Source organism: Xanthomonas pisi DSM 18956, assembly GCF_001010415.1.
GTDB classification, from domain to species: Bacteria; Pseudomonadota; Gammaproteobacteria; order Xanthomonadales; family Xanthomonadaceae; genus Xanthomonas; species Xanthomonas pisi.
This window is the reverse complement of record NZ_JPLE01000034.1, coordinates 24001-37072: the sequence shown is the minus strand read 5'-3', so window position 1 is coordinate 37072 and position 13072 is coordinate 24001. Positions and strand designations below refer to the sequence as shown.

Sequence of the window (13072 nt, the reverse complement as noted above, 5' to 3'; positions counted from 1 at the left end):
GACCTTGCGATGCTGCCCCTGGTCGCCCTGGTTGGACGGCCCAATGTCGGCAAGTCCACCATCTTCAATGCGCTGACGCGCACCCGTGACGCGCTGGTCCACGACCAGCCCGGCGTCACTCGCGACCGTAACTACGGCGTCTGCCGTCTGGACGAGCAGCAACCCTTCATCGTTGTCGATACCGGTGGTATCGCCGGCGACGAGGAAGGACTGGCCGGTGCCACCGCACGTCAGGCACGTGCTGCCGCTGGCGAAGCGGATCTGGTGTTGTTCGTGGTCGATGGCCGCGAAGGCGCTTCTTCGCTGGATGACGAAATCCTGGCCTGGTTGCGCAAGTTGGCGCGGCCGACCGTGCTGGTCATCAACAAGATCGACGGCACCGACGAAGAGACCGTGCGCTCGGAATTTGCGCGCTACGGTTTCTCCGATGTGGTCGCGCTGTCTGCTGCGCACCGGCAGGGTATCGACGAACTGCTTGAGGAAGTCGGTGCACGGCTGCCAGAGGAAGGGTCCGGCGAGTTGCTGGACAACGATCCGGCGCGTGTGCGGATCGCCTTCGTGGGCCGCCCGAACGTGGGCAAGTCGACGCTGGTCAATCGCCTGCTTGGCGAGGAGCGCATGATCGCTTCGGAGGTGCCGGGCACCACCCGCGATTCGATCGCAGTGGACCTGGAACGCGATAACCGCCAGTACCGCCTGATCGATACCGCCGGCCTGCGCCGCCGCGGCAAGGTGGAAGAGGCGGTCGAGAAATTCAGTGCGTTCAAGACGCTGCAGGCGATCGAGCAATGCCAGGTCGCGGTGCTGATGCTGGACGCCACCGAAGGTGTGACCGATCAGGACGCGACGATTCTTGGCGCGATTCTGGATGCCGGCCGCGCCCTGGTGGTGGCGATCAACAAGTGGGATGGGCAGAGCGACTACCAGCGTGCGCAGGCCGAAGACCTGTTGTCGCGCAAGCTGGGCTTTGTCAGCTGGGCCGAAGCGGTACGGATTTCCGCGTTGCACGGCTCGGGTATGCGCGAGCTGTTCCAGGCGATCCATCGTGCGCATGCATCGGCCACGCATGAGTTCAGCACCAGCGAAGTGAATCAGGCGCTGGAAATCGCCTATGAGACCAATCCGCCGCCGAGCATTCGTGGCCACGTCTCCAAGCTGCGGTACGTGCATCCGGGTGGCGCAAATCCGCCGACCTTCATCGTGCATGGCACGCGCTTGAAGGTGCTGCCGGAGTCGTACAAGCGCTATCTGGAAAACTTCTTCCGCAAGCGCTTCAAGCTGGTGGGGACGCCGGTGCGATTCATCTTCCGCGAAGGTGCGAACCCTTACGAAGGCAAGAAGAATCCGCTGACCGACCGTCAGGTCGCACGCAAGCGGCGCCTGATGCGGCACGTCAAGGGCAAGTAAGCTTCTTTGACGTCTGCCACGGCGACGTGGCATCGATGGAGTGCAGCGGCATGTGCTGGGTAGCGGCGGGTGATGCGCCCGCACGCTGCATCCACCTGCAGGCCTGCAGGCAGGTGCCGGGCCGTCATGGCGCGCTGGTATCCTGCGTGCCATGAACGACTATCCCACCCGTATTGCTTACGCGCAGGCGTTGCAGATTCTGCACGCCGTCGCCGCTGCCCATCGTCCGCCCGACGAAACCATTGCCACCGCGCGTGCCGATGGCCGCATCTGCGCTGCCGACCTGATTGCGCCACTGGCCTTGCCGCCGTTCGCCAACAGTGCGATGGATGGCTTTGCGCTGCGGCATGCCGATCTGGCTGGTTCGCAGACGCGGCTGCAGCTTGTCGGCGAGCAGTTTGCCGGCGAGCACTGGGGCGGCACGCTTGCCGAGGGGCAGTGCCTGCGCATCACCACCGGTGCTCCGCTGCCGGCGGGTGCCGACACCGTGGTGCCCAAGGAGGACACCGAAGAGCGCGACGGTATGGTGACCGTTCAATCGGCGCCGAGTGCCGGTGCCTCGGTGCGCTTGGCCGGCAGCGATGTGCGTGCCGGCGATCTGGTGATCCAGACCGGACAGGTGCTGACGCCGGCGCGTATCGGTCTGGCTGCGGCGCTGGGCGTCTCGCGGCTGGCGGTGGCGCCGCGGCCGACCATCGCGGTGCTGGCGACCGGCGATGAGTTGGTGGAGCCGGGCATGCCGCTCGGCCCCGGCCAGATCTACAACAGCAATCGCGACATGCTGATGGCGCAGTTGCGGGCGCTGGGCTACGCGCCGACCGCGTGGCCGACCTTGCCGGACGATCCGCAGCGCATCCGTACCATGCTGGAAGATGCGGCCGCGGCCTTCGATGTGGTGATCACCTGCGGCGGCGTGTCGGCTGGCGAAAAGGATTACCTGCCGCGCCTGATCCAGGAGCTGGGGCGGATCCACTTCTGGCGTGTGCGCATGCGCCCGGGCATGCCGGCGGTGCTGGGGCAGATCGGTCGCTGCCTGGTGTTGGGCCTGCCAGGCAACCCGGTGTCTGTCCTGGCGACGTTGATCGCTTACGGTGTGCCGTTGCTGGACGGGCTGCAGGGGCGCAGTGAGCCGCGCCCGGTGTGGCACGCAGCCTTGGCCAGTGCCTGGGAAAAGCGCCACGAGCGCCTGGAATTCTTGCGCGGCAGGCTGGAGTGCGGCACCGACGGACGCTTGAGCGCGCAGCCGCATCGGGGCGACGCCTCGCATCTGCTGCGTGGAGCGGCCGACAGCAATGCGCTGATCGTCTTGCCGGAACAGGCGCGTCGCTTCGAGGCAGGCGAGATCGTGCGGGTGATTCCGTACGCGTTGTAGGCGTGCAGCAAGGCGAAACTGGCTTGGCGCGGCGTCGCCAAGCGCGGGTTGCGGTGCTGCGAAGGCTGGGTGGCTCCGCTTCGCATGCTTGTGAGCCTGGCGTGGAGCGCCAACGAGGCAGGCCGATCCACTCGATCAGCGAGTTTTCCAGCCCGATCTGGTTCGGGAAGGGTGATGCACCCTCGCACTTGCCGCCGACAGATCTGGGCGCCGATCACGCGTTGCGAATCTGCAACGCCGCTTCGGCAGGTGCGCTCAACTGACGGCGCCGCCGCAAAAGGACGCGTAGTCCGCATACCCGGGGAATGCGACACCCGGGGCGCACACCGGGCAATGCGGATCGGGCGGCAGGCGGATCTCGCGGAATCGCATCGACAGCGCATCGAAGCTGAGCAGGCGGCCGCTCAAGCTGTCGCCGATGCCAAGCAGCAACTTGAGTGCTTCGGTGGCCTGCAACAGCCCGATCACCCCGGGCAGCACGCCGAGCACGCCGGCTTCCGCGCAGCTAGGTGCAAATTCCGGCGGCGGCGGTTCGGGGAACAGGCAGCGGTAACAGGGCGCATGCCCGCGATTGCGGCCGGCATCGAATACGCTCACCTGACCTTCGAACTGTTGCACCGCCCCGTACACCAGCGGCTTGCCGAGCTTGATGCAGGCATCGTTGAGTAGATAACGCGCGGCAAAGTTGTCGGCGCCATCGACCACGACATCCACATCGCGCAGCAACGATTCCACGTTGTCGGCGCTGACGCGTGCCTGCACCGCCTCGACGTGCACGCGCGGATTGAGCGCGCCGATGCGCAGCGCCGCCGAGTCGACCTTGGCGGTGCCGACACTGTCTTCGGTATGCAGGATCTGACGCTGCAGATTACTGCGGTCGACGACATCGTCGTCGGCCAGACGCAGGTGGCCGACGCCTGCTGCAGCCAGATAGAACGCGGCCGGCGAGCCCAGCCCGCCGGCGCCGACCAGCAGCACGCGCGCACCTGCCAGCTGCCGCTGGCCTTGCACACCGACCTGGGGCAAGCGCAAATGTCGCGAATAGCGCTCCAGGAAATCCTGTTCGTCCGCCGGCATGCTCGGGCGCACCAACGGCAGGGCATCGCTCATCCACGCGGTGGTGCCGCCCGATACCGATGCAACCTGGGTGTATCCCTGCGCACGCAATCGTTCGGCTGTCTGCGCGGAGCGTCTGCCGCTCTGGCAGATCAACAGGATTTCGCGTTCCGGGTCGGGCAGATGCTGCGTGGGCGAGGTTTCCAGATCGTGTTGGGTAATCGCCAACGCGCCCTCGGCCTGGCCACTGGCGCGCTCATGCAGTTGCCGGATATCGATCAGCAGTGCGCCTTGCACGGCGCGTGCACGCGCATGGGCGGGGGAGATGTCATGGCTGCTCATGACGCTATTGTCGCGCAAACGTCGCGGTTTTGATGTGCAATGGCGCGCTCTGGGAATGGGACGTACGCAGGCCGATACCGCGGCCCTTATGCACTGGCGCCAGGAGCGTCTTGCAACGCCAGCCTGGCGTATGACTGCCGCATGGCCGATGCACGCGTGTAGGCGGGGAGCTTGCTCACCCCGGCACTCATGTCGAGCAGATCCCCCATGTTCATGACGTGGCTGGATGTCGTACTCAATGGCGAGCCCAACAACAAAGCAGCGCTGTGTTCCGAGGCGACCCAATCGCGGGAAGTTTTGACCAACAACATCATTCCGTCCTGGTCGGAGTGATGTCAGGCGTCAGATCGCCTTGCCGCAACGTCCTTGCACCCTTGGTTTCGCTCCTGCCTACGACCTGGCATGGAGCATTTGTCATCAGGCTCACCGGGGCAGCGGTAGCGTGGCCGCATGGCAATGCGGTTGAGATGCGTCAGACGGTGCGGCGGTTAGCTGAAGTGTGCGTTATCGCCTCAACGTTGATGCCGTCCGGGCTTGTCTGACCATTCTCTCCATGCGTTGCAGCCGCTTTCGATCAAGAGCAGCTAACAAAACTATTGCGCAGTCTCCAGGCGGGCGCGGCCGGTGCTCTGAACCCTGATGTACCACTCGTACACCCCGGTTCCTCCGCGCCGTCCACACCCGCCTGACGACTGCTCGCTATGTTTTGTTAGCCACTCTACAGAAGGAGATCCTGATGACCCACGACATCGATGTGCAACTGAAGCAACTGGCAGAACAATTACCTGAGATCCGCAGCGAGCATCCGGATGATTTCTGGGACGTGTTCCATGCCCGTACCGAAAAAATCACTGCTGCAGCGCGGTCGCCGGAAGAGGCGGCGCAAATCGTCAAGCGGATCGATGAAATCCTTGTCGCCAATCAGTTGGGGCCGGCAGATCCCGGGGCATGATGTCGCAGGTGCTGTTGTCGATCGCCAGGCCGTAGCATCGGCGTCCATGGCTCTCGGCTTCATCCGGTTCCTTATGCGCGATGTGCGTCCGACGGTTCGGCCTGTTGGCGAAATGTCTGGGACTGGCCGTGTTGCGTGTGCACATGCAGTGCAGAAAGGCGGCCTGCCACCCGCGTTAGCTGGCGGAAGAGGGCAGTCCGGGGATTCGACAGCGTGCCTGCCTTGGTCTTGCGCCTGTCGTGATCGGACGCCGTCAGTGACGCATGAGCGCGCTCTGATGTTGATGCCGCAGCTTCACGTGGCTTGAGCATCGGCTTCATGCGGGGGCCGCCATGCTGCGGCTTCACCACGCGCGTAGCGAGCTGGTATCCATGGCAAGCACCAAACGCAAGATCGCAACGTTCAACGTCAACGGAATCGGCAGCCGACTGCCGCATGTGTTGGAATGGCTCAAGCGCGAGCAGCCGGATATTGCGGGTTTGCAGGAGCTGAAGGCCACGCAAGCGGCGTTTCCTGAGAAAGCGATTCGTGATGCCGGCTATGGGGTGATCTGGCAGGGGCAGCGCGCATGGAATGGCGTGGCCTTGCTGGCGCGCGGCGCCGACCCTGTCGAGATTCGCCGTGGCCTGCCAGGGGACCTGAGCGACACACAGAGCCGCTATCTCGAAGCAGCGATCCACGGGGTGGTGGTGGGGTGCCTGTATCTGCCCAATGGCAATCCGCAGCCGGGTCCGAAATTCGATTACAAGCTCGCCTGGTTTCAGCGTCTTATCCGACATGCCAAGACACTGGTGGACTTGCCGCATCCGGTGGCCTTGATCGGCGACTTCAATGTCGTGCCGACCGATGCGGACCTCTATGATCCCAAGGGGTGGCGAAAGGATGCCTTGCTGCAACCGGAAAGCCGACAGGCGTTTCAGGTGCTGATGGAGCAGGGGTGGGCCGATAGTCTGCTGATCGCGCATGGCGATGCGCCAATCTATACGTTCTGGGATTATTTTCGCCAGCATTTCGCGCGCGACCGCGGCTTGCGCATCGACCATTTGCTGCTCAATCGCATACTGGCACCCGGCTTGCAGGATGCGGGCGTGGACAAGTGGGTGCGAGCTCTGGAAAAGGCCAGCGATCACGCGCCCACCTGGATCAGCGTGCGTGTACCGGACACCGCGGTTGAGGCGATCGAAGATCATGACGTTGCATCGACGGTACGCAAACGGATGACGACGAACAAAGCGCCCGCCCGCAAGACAGTGGCCAAGAAGGCGGTGACAGCGACTTCAAAGCGTGCTGTGAAGAAAAAAGATGCGGCAGTTGGGTCAGTCGCCAAGCCTGCGAAGGCTGGCAAGCAAGTAGCCAGGCAAAGCCCAAGGACGGGTGGGGAAACGTAGCAACGACGACCTGATTTGCGCAGTCCTTCGGGAATCGTGCGATGTAGTGACGATCGAGAAATAGGTCGCGAGATGAGCAAAACAGCGTTGCGACAGCATGTCAGCAGGCATGGCTGGCGAAGTGTCGTTGCCCGCATGTCAATCGCTGGGCATGGTGCCGTTTCGCACGGTAACGGCGGCGCTCCGAAGTGCAAAATACGCGGATGTGATCCTTCAATCGACATACGCTTTCGCGTTCGATGTTTGGCTGCGCCGCTAGGCGCTTCATGGCCCATACCGTCAAGCCCACGGGGCGTGCGTGAGCTGCTGTAGCGCACAGCCAGTCGTTGCTGGCGATAGACACGGCATCGTCAAGCCGATAGCCAGAGAACGGCAGCGATGCGCTGCCTGTATGGATGAACAGCTGACGCGACACGCAGTGCGTTTCATCGCAGACCCATTGCTCGTAGATCTGGCCGATCAGGGCCGCGATCAGGATAGCGCTGGCTAGCAGCCCAAGGGGTCGAAACAGCGCATGCGTCACAATGGGTGAGGACTGCAATGGCAGTCTGCAGCATGCGCTGTGGGTAGCGTCTTCGCGCGGGCTCAAGCCAGGTCGCGTAGACGTGGAGACTATGGTCGTGCGCCCGGCCACACGGCGTTGCGATGACGCAAGGCGTCGCGCTGTACCGGCTGCGCTGCAGGCCGGTATCCTAGCCAGGTCATTCATCGGTCGGCAGTGCATTGCTCATGATCAGCTACGCCGAAGCACTTGCCATCGTGCACCAGCAAGTCGCCACGCTAACCAGCGAATGGGTCGATAGCGCCAATGCCGAAGGCCGCGTGCTTGCGCAGGCGTTGTCGAGCCCGGCCGAACTGCCGCCGTTCGACAACAGCGCCATGGATGGGTTTGCCATCGCCACACAGGGGTTGGGTGCGGCAGCAGGCAGCGAGCATGCAGTGGTTGGCACCATCGCAGCAGGGACGGATGCGGCTGTGGCCGAGCTGGGTGCGGCGTGGGAGATCATGACCGGCGCCGGGGTACCTGCGGGCGCCGATGCGGTGGTGCCGATCGAGCAGGTGGATGTGCTTGCGCAGCATGATGCACGGCCCAGCCGTATCGGTCTGCGTGCCGATGTGCGTGCGGGGCAGCACATCCGCCGCCGCGGGGAAGATGTACGCCTGCATGATGTGGTGGTCGAGGCGGGGACGGTGTTGCGTGGCGCGCATTTGATGGTGCTGGCCGGTTTGGGATGCGCACAGGTCCAGGTGGTGCGGCGTCCGCGGGTTGCGCTGATCGCGACGGGCCGCGAGTTGATCAGCGACCCTGCGCAGCCGCTGCAGCCCGGCCAGATCCGTGATGGCACCAGCAGCTATCTGCGCAGCCAGGTGCACGCGGCCGGCGCGGCGTTGGTGTGGCAAGGCCAGGTGGGCGACGACGATGCAGCGTTCGATGCCGCACTCGCACAGGCGCGCGAGGCCGGCGCCGATGTGATCCTGAGTACGGGTGCGGTGTCGCGCGGTCGCTATGACTTTGTGCCCGATGCACTGGCGCGGCATGCAGCGCGCCTGCTGTTTCACAAGGTCGCCGTACGACCGGGCAAGCCGGTGCTGCTGGCGCGGTTTGCCGACGGCGTGTTGTATGCCGGACTGCCGGGCAATCCCATGGCAAGCGCAGCCGGGCTGCGGTTTTTTGTCGAACCGGCCTTGCGTGGATTATTGGGGATGCCGGCCGAGCGCGGCCTGCGCGTGGCCCTGGAGACGCCGATGCAGGCACGGCCGATCTGGCGCCAACATCTGCGTGCGCGCCTGTCTTGCAACGCGCTGGGCGCGCTATGCGTGCAGATCCTGCCCCAGCAGGAATCGTTCCGGGTAGCGCCGTTACTGCAGGCCAATGTGTGGGCGGTGCTGGAGCCGCAGGAGGACGCGGCTGCGCCATGCATGACGGCAGAGGTATTCGGGTTGGGTCATCTGCAATCGGCCGCTCCGGTGTTGATCGCATGAGCCGATATGCGGATCACACCTGCGTGTGCACTGCATGAGCGCGACATCTCCATGGACCGGCGTGGTGCTGGCCGGCGGGCGCTCGTCGCGGATGGGGCAGGACAAGGCTCTGCTGCTTTGGCGCGGGCGGCCATTGATTGCGCACATGCAGGCGGTGCTGCGCGATGCGGGCGCGCAGGACGTATTGCTCAGTGGCCGGCGCCCGGGTTATGACGGCATCGCCGACATGCAGCCGGATCTGGGCCCGCTCGGCGGGCTGGCCAGCGTGATCGGCCAGGTTGCCGATCTGACCACGCTGGTGGTGGTGCCGGTGGATATGCCACTGCTGTCCACCCAGTTGATAGCGCGTTTGCTGGCACCCGCACAGCAGCGCTGTGTCGCCTTCGACGAACAGATGTTGCCGATGCGTCTGTGCATCGACGCGACCGTGCGCGAGGCCTTGTCGACGTTGATGGTAGGCGAGGCATCGTCACGCTCGCTGCGCGCCCTGCAGCGTTCACTGAAGTGCCATCGCGTGGCTGTCACCGATGGCGAACGCGCCGCGTTCGTCAATTGCAATACGCCCGAGCAGTGGAGTCAGCTCATCCATGAAAATCCAGATTGAAGGTCAGCAGGTGCGGTTCCGTATCGACGAGGCCGAACTGGCCGCCTTGCTGGCCGGGCACAGCGTCGACAATCTCAGCCGCCTGCCAAGCGGGCAGGGCGCGCGACTGGTGCGGCATAGCGTGAGCCTGACCGGCGGTCACGCTGCGTGCAATTGCGCCACCGACCACTGGCAATTGCTGGTGCCGCGTGACGCGCTGGAAGAACACGCCCGCCAGCTCCCGAGCCGCGAGGGGTTGCGCTTCAGCTTCGATGCGGGCGCCGGGCATGCAGAACAGATGGCGCTGCACGTGACCTTCGATATCGATGTGCGCGACAGTGTGCGCAAGCGGTTTCCGAAGGAGTGAGCCGACCTGTTGGACGCGCCGCTGCCGAATGCGCGTGACTGGGCTGCACAGCAAGGGAATGCAGGAGGCGCCCATCCTGCGATTTGCGCAGTCCCGACACGGCCGCAGTGCGTTTGCGGGCCAGGGCGCCAAAGAACGTAGTGCGCAATCGTGGGGTGGGGGGATGATCCTCAGGCAGCGGAGTGCAGGCGTCATGCAGGCGCGCTCCGAGCACCGAGCGTGGCCGCTTGGTGGCTGCGTCGTCGTTTCTGTCAGCCGCCCTCAGTCACGGCGTGACCTGGTTGCAGCGTTCGGTGCAGATCCCCGGCACACGCTCGCAGGCCAATCCGTGTGCCTGCAGTGCGGCGTCGATCGGGGCCGTTGCCCCAGCGCAGTAGCCGGTGCCGCTGCGCAGCGCGACCACGTGCAAGCCTTCGCGCGCCAGTTCCAGCAGCAGCGCCTGTTGTGCCTGCGGCTCGGGCGGCAGTGCGCGCCGTGAGGCGTCGCGGCGTGCCAGTTCCAGGATCGCCTCCGGCACGTCCGCGCCAACGAGCAGCACATCGGCTAGGTTCATCGCACGCAACGCCTTCAACGTCAGCAGGCCCGGATCGCCGGGCCCGGTACCGACCAGTTGCACGCTGCCGCGCGCCGGGACGGTGCCGGCATCGTCCAGTGCCGCAGTGAAGGCCGCTTCGGCTGCGGCATCGTCGCCGGCTTGCAGCAGCAATGGCACCTGCCCGTCGATCACACGATCGAACCAACGCCTGCGCCGGTTCATATCGGGGAACTGGCTGCGGATCCGTTCGCGGTGGCGCGCGAACAGACCGGCGAAGCGGCCGACCGACGCATCCAGCTCGCGCTCGAGCCGCTCGCGCAGACGGCGCGCGAGCATCGGCGCCGCACCGGCCGACGAAATGGCGATGACCAGCGGGTCGCGATCCACGATCGCCGGCACCTGATACGTCGACAGCTCGGCATCGTCCACCACGTTGACCAGCCGCTGACGCGCGCCCGCAGCTGCGGCAACGCGCTGGTTCAAATCGGTGTCGTCGGTGGCCGCCACCACCAGCCAGACCGTGTCGATCCAGGCCGGATCGAACTCCCCGCCCAGCTGCTCGAAGCGCCCGGCGTACATGAGTTCTGCAAGCTCGGGCGAGAGCGCGTGCGCATACAGGCGAATCTGCGCGCCCGCCTTGAGCAGCGCGAGCACCTTGCGCGTGGCGACCTCGCCACCGCCGATCACCAGCACGGCGCGCCCCTGCAGGTTTGCGAACAACGGGAACAACGGCATCAGGCTCACTCCGAAAGATGACTCGCACCGACGGCATGTTGCATGGCACCATCGGCCCACGTCCACACGCCCCGCCGCCGCCAATGCGTGTTTTGCTGGTCAACGATACCGAAAAGCCCATCGGCGAACTGCGCCAGGCATTGACGCGTGCCGGTTACACGGTGCTCGACGATGTGGCATCGGTGAGTGCGTTGCTGCATGCAGTGCAGAGCCAGCAGCCGGACGTGGTGGTGATCGACGTGGATTCGCCTTCGCGCGATACGCTGGAGCAGTTATCGATGCTGCATACCCATGCGCCGCGCCCGGTGGTGATGTTTTCCGGCGATGGCGACGATGCCTTGATCCATGCTGCGGTGGGGGCTGGCGTCACCGCGTACGTGGTGGACGGCCTGGCACCGGCGCGGCTGGCGCCGATCGTGCAGGTAGCGCTGGCCCGGTTTGCGCACGAGAGCAGCATGCGCAAACGCCTGGACGATGTGCAGCAGGCATTGCAGGACCGCAAGCAGATCGACCGCGCCAAGGGTCTGCTGATGCAAAAACGTGGCCTCAGCGAGGCTGAGGCGTACGCCGCGCTGCGCCAGCAGGCGATGAAGCAGGGCGTCAAGCTGGCCGAAGTGGCGCGACGCATCGTGGCCATGGCCGAGTTGTTGGGATGAACAGATGAGCCAAGCCGAACTCCCCGTACTGCGCGTGGCCTACATGCCGCTGATCGATTGCGCGCCGTTGATTGCCGCACAGCGGCTGGGCCTGGATCGTAAGTACGGCCTGCAACTGGACCTGCAACGGCAGGCCTCCTGGGCCGGCGTGCGTGACCGTCTGCTGGCGGGCGAGGTGGAGGCGGCGCATGCGCTCGCGAGCCAGGTGTACGCCATCGATCTGGGCATTGCCGGGCCGCAATGCGCGATGGCGTTGCTGATGACGCTCAACCATAACGGCCAGGCGATCACCGTGGCACCGGCGTTGGCGCAGGCGCTGGGCGATGGCCAGAGCCTGCCGCAGGCGCTGCAGCGCCTTGGGCGACGCGCGGTATTTGCGCAGACCTTTCCCACCGGCACCCATGCGTTGTGGCTGTACTACTGGCTGGCCGCAGGTGGAGTGGACCCGATGCGCGATGTCGATGTGCTCAGCATTCCACCGCCGCAGATGCCCGAGGCACTGGCCAGCGGGCTGATCGATGGCTACTGCTCCGGCGAGCCGTGGGCGGCCGTGGCACAGGCGCAGGGTAGCGGCGTGCGGGTGATCGGCAGTGGTCGCCTGTGGCCCGGTCATCCGGAGAAGGTGTTGGCCTGCCGGCGCGAATTTGCGGCCTTGCAGCCGGAGCTGACCGAACGACTGACCGCCTGCGTGCTGGAAGCCTGCCGCTGGCTGGATGCTGCCGCAGCCAACCGCGCGCAATGCGCGCAGTGGCTGGCGGAGCCTGCGCACATCGGCGTATCGGCGACGCACCTGGCAGCATGCCTGGATGCCGATGCAGTTGATCAGGCGAGCGATGCCAGCGCGCTGGCCTTCCACCGCAATGGCACGGTGAACATGCCGTGGCTATCGGATGGCGAGTGGTTCCTGGGCCAGTTCCACCGCTGGGGATGGCACGACATCCACGACGACGATATCGCGCGGCTGCGCGACATCCATCGGTTGGACAACTTTCGCCTTGCTGCGGCACGCGTGGGTGTGGCCGTGCCGGATGGCGATCATCGGCGCAATCGGTTGTTCGATACACCGAGCGACGACTGACAGGGTTTTCGCGCAGGGCCCTTGCCCGGCCACCACAGCGGGACACGCCGTGTATCAATTCATGGAGGCCTTTGTTCGGAGTCCATGCCGCATAAGGTCCCCAATGGTAAGCAGGCAAGGGCACGTGGAGATGGTGCTGTGCGCGGTTTTCAACAGAGCGACCGAGCAACGGTCTGATGCGGTGTCCTCGCCGCTTGCGGGACCCTGTGGCGGCATGGATGCCGCCACGGAGCGTCCATGGATGGATTCACAGCGTGTCCCGCGAGCGGCGAGGGCACCGCATCATCGACGTCCCAGCGCATCACGGCGAGACGTATCGTTACCTCGTCTATTTCGAAATAATTGGATTGTGCGGATGATGCTTGCAGAGGGGGCCGATCGCTGTGGCTTTACTGCAGGGCCCTTGCCCGCCCACCGCCGCGGGACACGCCGTAAATCCATCCATGGAGGCTCTTATGCGGCATCCATGCCGCATAAGGTCCCGCAGCGGTAGTCGGGCAAGGACCATGCAAGATGGCCGGTGTGCGGGTCTTCAACAAAGCGACCGGCCAACCTTGTGGTGCGGTGTCCTTGCTGCCACGGAGCGTCCATGGATGGGGCGCAGCGTGTCCAGCGAGC

The 13072-nt window shown here is 65.2% G+C and carries 12 protein-coding genes and 1 other RNA gene; 10 read left to right on the top strand and 3 right to left on the bottom strand.

Features of this window, described 5'->3' with window-relative positions:
• Positions 1 to 9 precede the first annotated feature (9 nt).
• The gene (gene der / locus Y887_RS09125) at positions 10 to 1407 is read left to right on the top strand and encodes a ribosome biogenesis GTPase Der (RefSeq protein WP_046964029.1); all 1398 of its coding nucleotides are present in this window, start codon (positions 10 to 12) and stop codon (positions 1405 to 1407) included.
• 151 nt (positions 1408 to 1558) lie between these two features.
• Positions 1559 to 2779: a molybdopterin molybdotransferase MoeA gene (locus tag Y887_RS09120; protein WP_046964028.1), complete on the top strand. Its 1221-nt coding sequence runs from the start codon at positions 1559 to 1561 to the stop codon at positions 2777 to 2779.
• 255 nt (positions 2780 to 3034) lie between these two features.
• Here the strand turns inward: Y887_RS09120 and moeB are convergent, their stop codons facing one another.
• The gene (moeB, locus tag Y887_RS09115; RefSeq protein WP_046964065.1) at positions 3035 to 4177 is read right to left on the bottom strand and encodes a molybdopterin-synthase adenylyltransferase MoeB; all 1143 of its coding nucleotides are present in this window, start codon (positions 4175 to 4177) and stop codon (positions 3035 to 3037) included.
• A 639-nt stretch (positions 4178 to 4816) separates the two neighbouring features.
• Here moeB and Y887_RS18955 point away from each other — a divergent pair.
• The 3 genes from Y887_RS18955 to xth all read left to right on the top strand — a co-directional run bounded on the left by Y887_RS18955 (position 4817) and on the right by xth (position 6517).
• Positions 4817 to 4892: non-coding RNA, sX9 sRNA (locus tag Y887_RS18955), on the top strand.
• Between the two features lie 21 nt (positions 4893 to 4913).
• Complete coding sequence (locus Y887_RS09105) at positions 4914 to 5129, top strand: hypothetical protein (RefSeq protein ID WP_046964026.1); 216 nt, start codon at positions 4914 to 4916, stop codon at positions 5127 to 5129.
• Positions 5130 to 5500: 371 nt separating this feature from the next.
• A complete protein-coding gene (gene xth, locus Y887_RS09100) occupies positions 5501 to 6517 on the top strand; it encodes an exodeoxyribonuclease III (RefSeq protein ID WP_046964064.1) in 1017 nt (338 codons plus the stop codon).
• Between the two features lie 100 nt (positions 6518 to 6617).
• On the opposite strand, the gene Y887_RS21080 is transcribed toward xth, so the two are convergent.
• Entirely contained in the window at positions 6618 to 7058 is a 441-nt protein-coding gene (locus tag Y887_RS21080) for a hypothetical protein (protein ID WP_181113326.1), read from the bottom strand.
• Between the two features lie 188 nt (positions 7059 to 7246).
• Here Y887_RS21080 and Y887_RS09095 point away from each other — a divergent pair, with 188 nt between their 5' ends.
• Genes Y887_RS09095 through Y887_RS09085 form a run of 3 tightly spaced genes read left to right on the top strand, consistent with a single transcriptional unit; the run spans position 7247 to position 9450 of the window.
• The gene (locus Y887_RS09095) at positions 7247 to 8500 is read left to right on the top strand and encodes a molybdopterin molybdotransferase MoeA (RefSeq protein ID WP_046964025.1); all 1254 of its coding nucleotides are present in this window, start codon (positions 7247 to 7249) and stop codon (positions 8498 to 8500) included.
• Positions 8501 to 8534: 34 nt separating this feature from the next.
• Positions 8535 to 9104: a molybdenum cofactor guanylyltransferase gene (gene mobA, locus Y887_RS09090; protein WP_046964024.1), complete on the top strand. Its 570-nt coding sequence runs from the start codon at positions 8535 to 8537 to the stop codon at positions 9102 to 9104.
• Positions 9088 to 9450: a hypothetical protein gene (locus Y887_RS09085; protein ID WP_046964023.1), complete on the top strand. Its 363-nt coding sequence runs from the start codon at positions 9088 to 9090 to the stop codon at positions 9448 to 9450. Before mobA ends, Y887_RS09085 begins: the two co-directional genes overlap by 17 nt.
• A 265-nt stretch (positions 9451 to 9715) precedes the next feature.
• Here the strand turns inward: Y887_RS09085 and Y887_RS09080 are convergent, their stop codons facing one another.
• Positions 9716 to 10720, bottom strand: coding sequence for an NAD(P)-dependent oxidoreductase (locus tag Y887_RS09080; protein WP_046964063.1), 1005 nt, complete (start codon positions 10718 to 10720; stop codon positions 9716 to 9718).
• Between the two features lie 83 nt (positions 10721 to 10803).
• Between Y887_RS09080 and Y887_RS09075 the strand changes: the two genes are divergently transcribed.
• On the top strand, positions 10804 to 11376 hold the full coding sequence (locus Y887_RS09075; RefSeq protein ID WP_046964062.1) for an ANTAR domain-containing response regulator: 573 nt from the start codon (positions 10804 to 10806) through the stop codon (positions 11374 to 11376).
• A gap of 4 nt (positions 11377 to 11380) precedes the next feature.
• A complete protein-coding gene (locus Y887_RS09070) occupies positions 11381 to 12454 on the top strand; it encodes a CmpA/NrtA family ABC transporter substrate-binding protein (RefSeq protein ID WP_046964022.1) in 1074 nt (357 codons plus the stop codon).
• Positions 12455 to 13072: the final 618 nt, after the last annotated feature.

Coding starts and splice junctions, on each gene's coding strand:
- der (WP_046964029.1), top strand. CDS start 10: ATGCTGCCCCTGGTCGCCCTGGTTGGACGGCCCAATGTCGGCAAGTCC.
- Y887_RS09120 (WP_046964028.1), top strand. CDS start 1,559: ATGAACGACTATCCCACCCGTATTGCTTACGCGCAGGCGTTGCAGATT.
- moeB (WP_046964065.1), bottom strand. CDS start 4,177: ATGAGCAGCCATGACATCTCCCCCGCCCATGCGCGTGCACGCGCCGTG.
- Y887_RS09105 (WP_046964026.1), top strand. CDS start 4,914: ATGACCCACGACATCGATGTGCAACTGAAGCAACTGGCAGAACAATTA.
- xth (WP_046964064.1), top strand. CDS start 5,501: ATGGCAAGCACCAAACGCAAGATCGCAACGTTCAACGTCAACGGAATC.
- Y887_RS09095 (WP_046964025.1), top strand. CDS start 7,247: ATGATCAGCTACGCCGAAGCACTTGCCATCGTGCACCAGCAAGTCGCC.
- mobA (WP_046964024.1), top strand. CDS start 8,535: ATGAGCGCGACATCTCCATGGACCGGCGTGGTGCTGGCCGGCGGGCGC.
- Y887_RS09085 (WP_046964023.1), top strand. CDS start 9,088: ATGAAAATCCAGATTGAAGGTCAGCAGGTGCGGTTCCGTATCGACGAG.
- Y887_RS09080 (WP_046964063.1), bottom strand. CDS start 10,720: ATGCCGTTGTTCCCGTTGTTCGCAAACCTGCAGGGGCGCGCCGTGCTG.
- Y887_RS09075 (WP_046964062.1), top strand. CDS start 10,804: ATGCGTGTTTTGCTGGTCAACGATACCGAAAAGCCCATCGGCGAACTG.
- Y887_RS09070 (WP_046964022.1), top strand. CDS start 11,381: ATGAGCCAAGCCGAACTCCCCGTACTGCGCGTGGCCTACATGCCGCTG.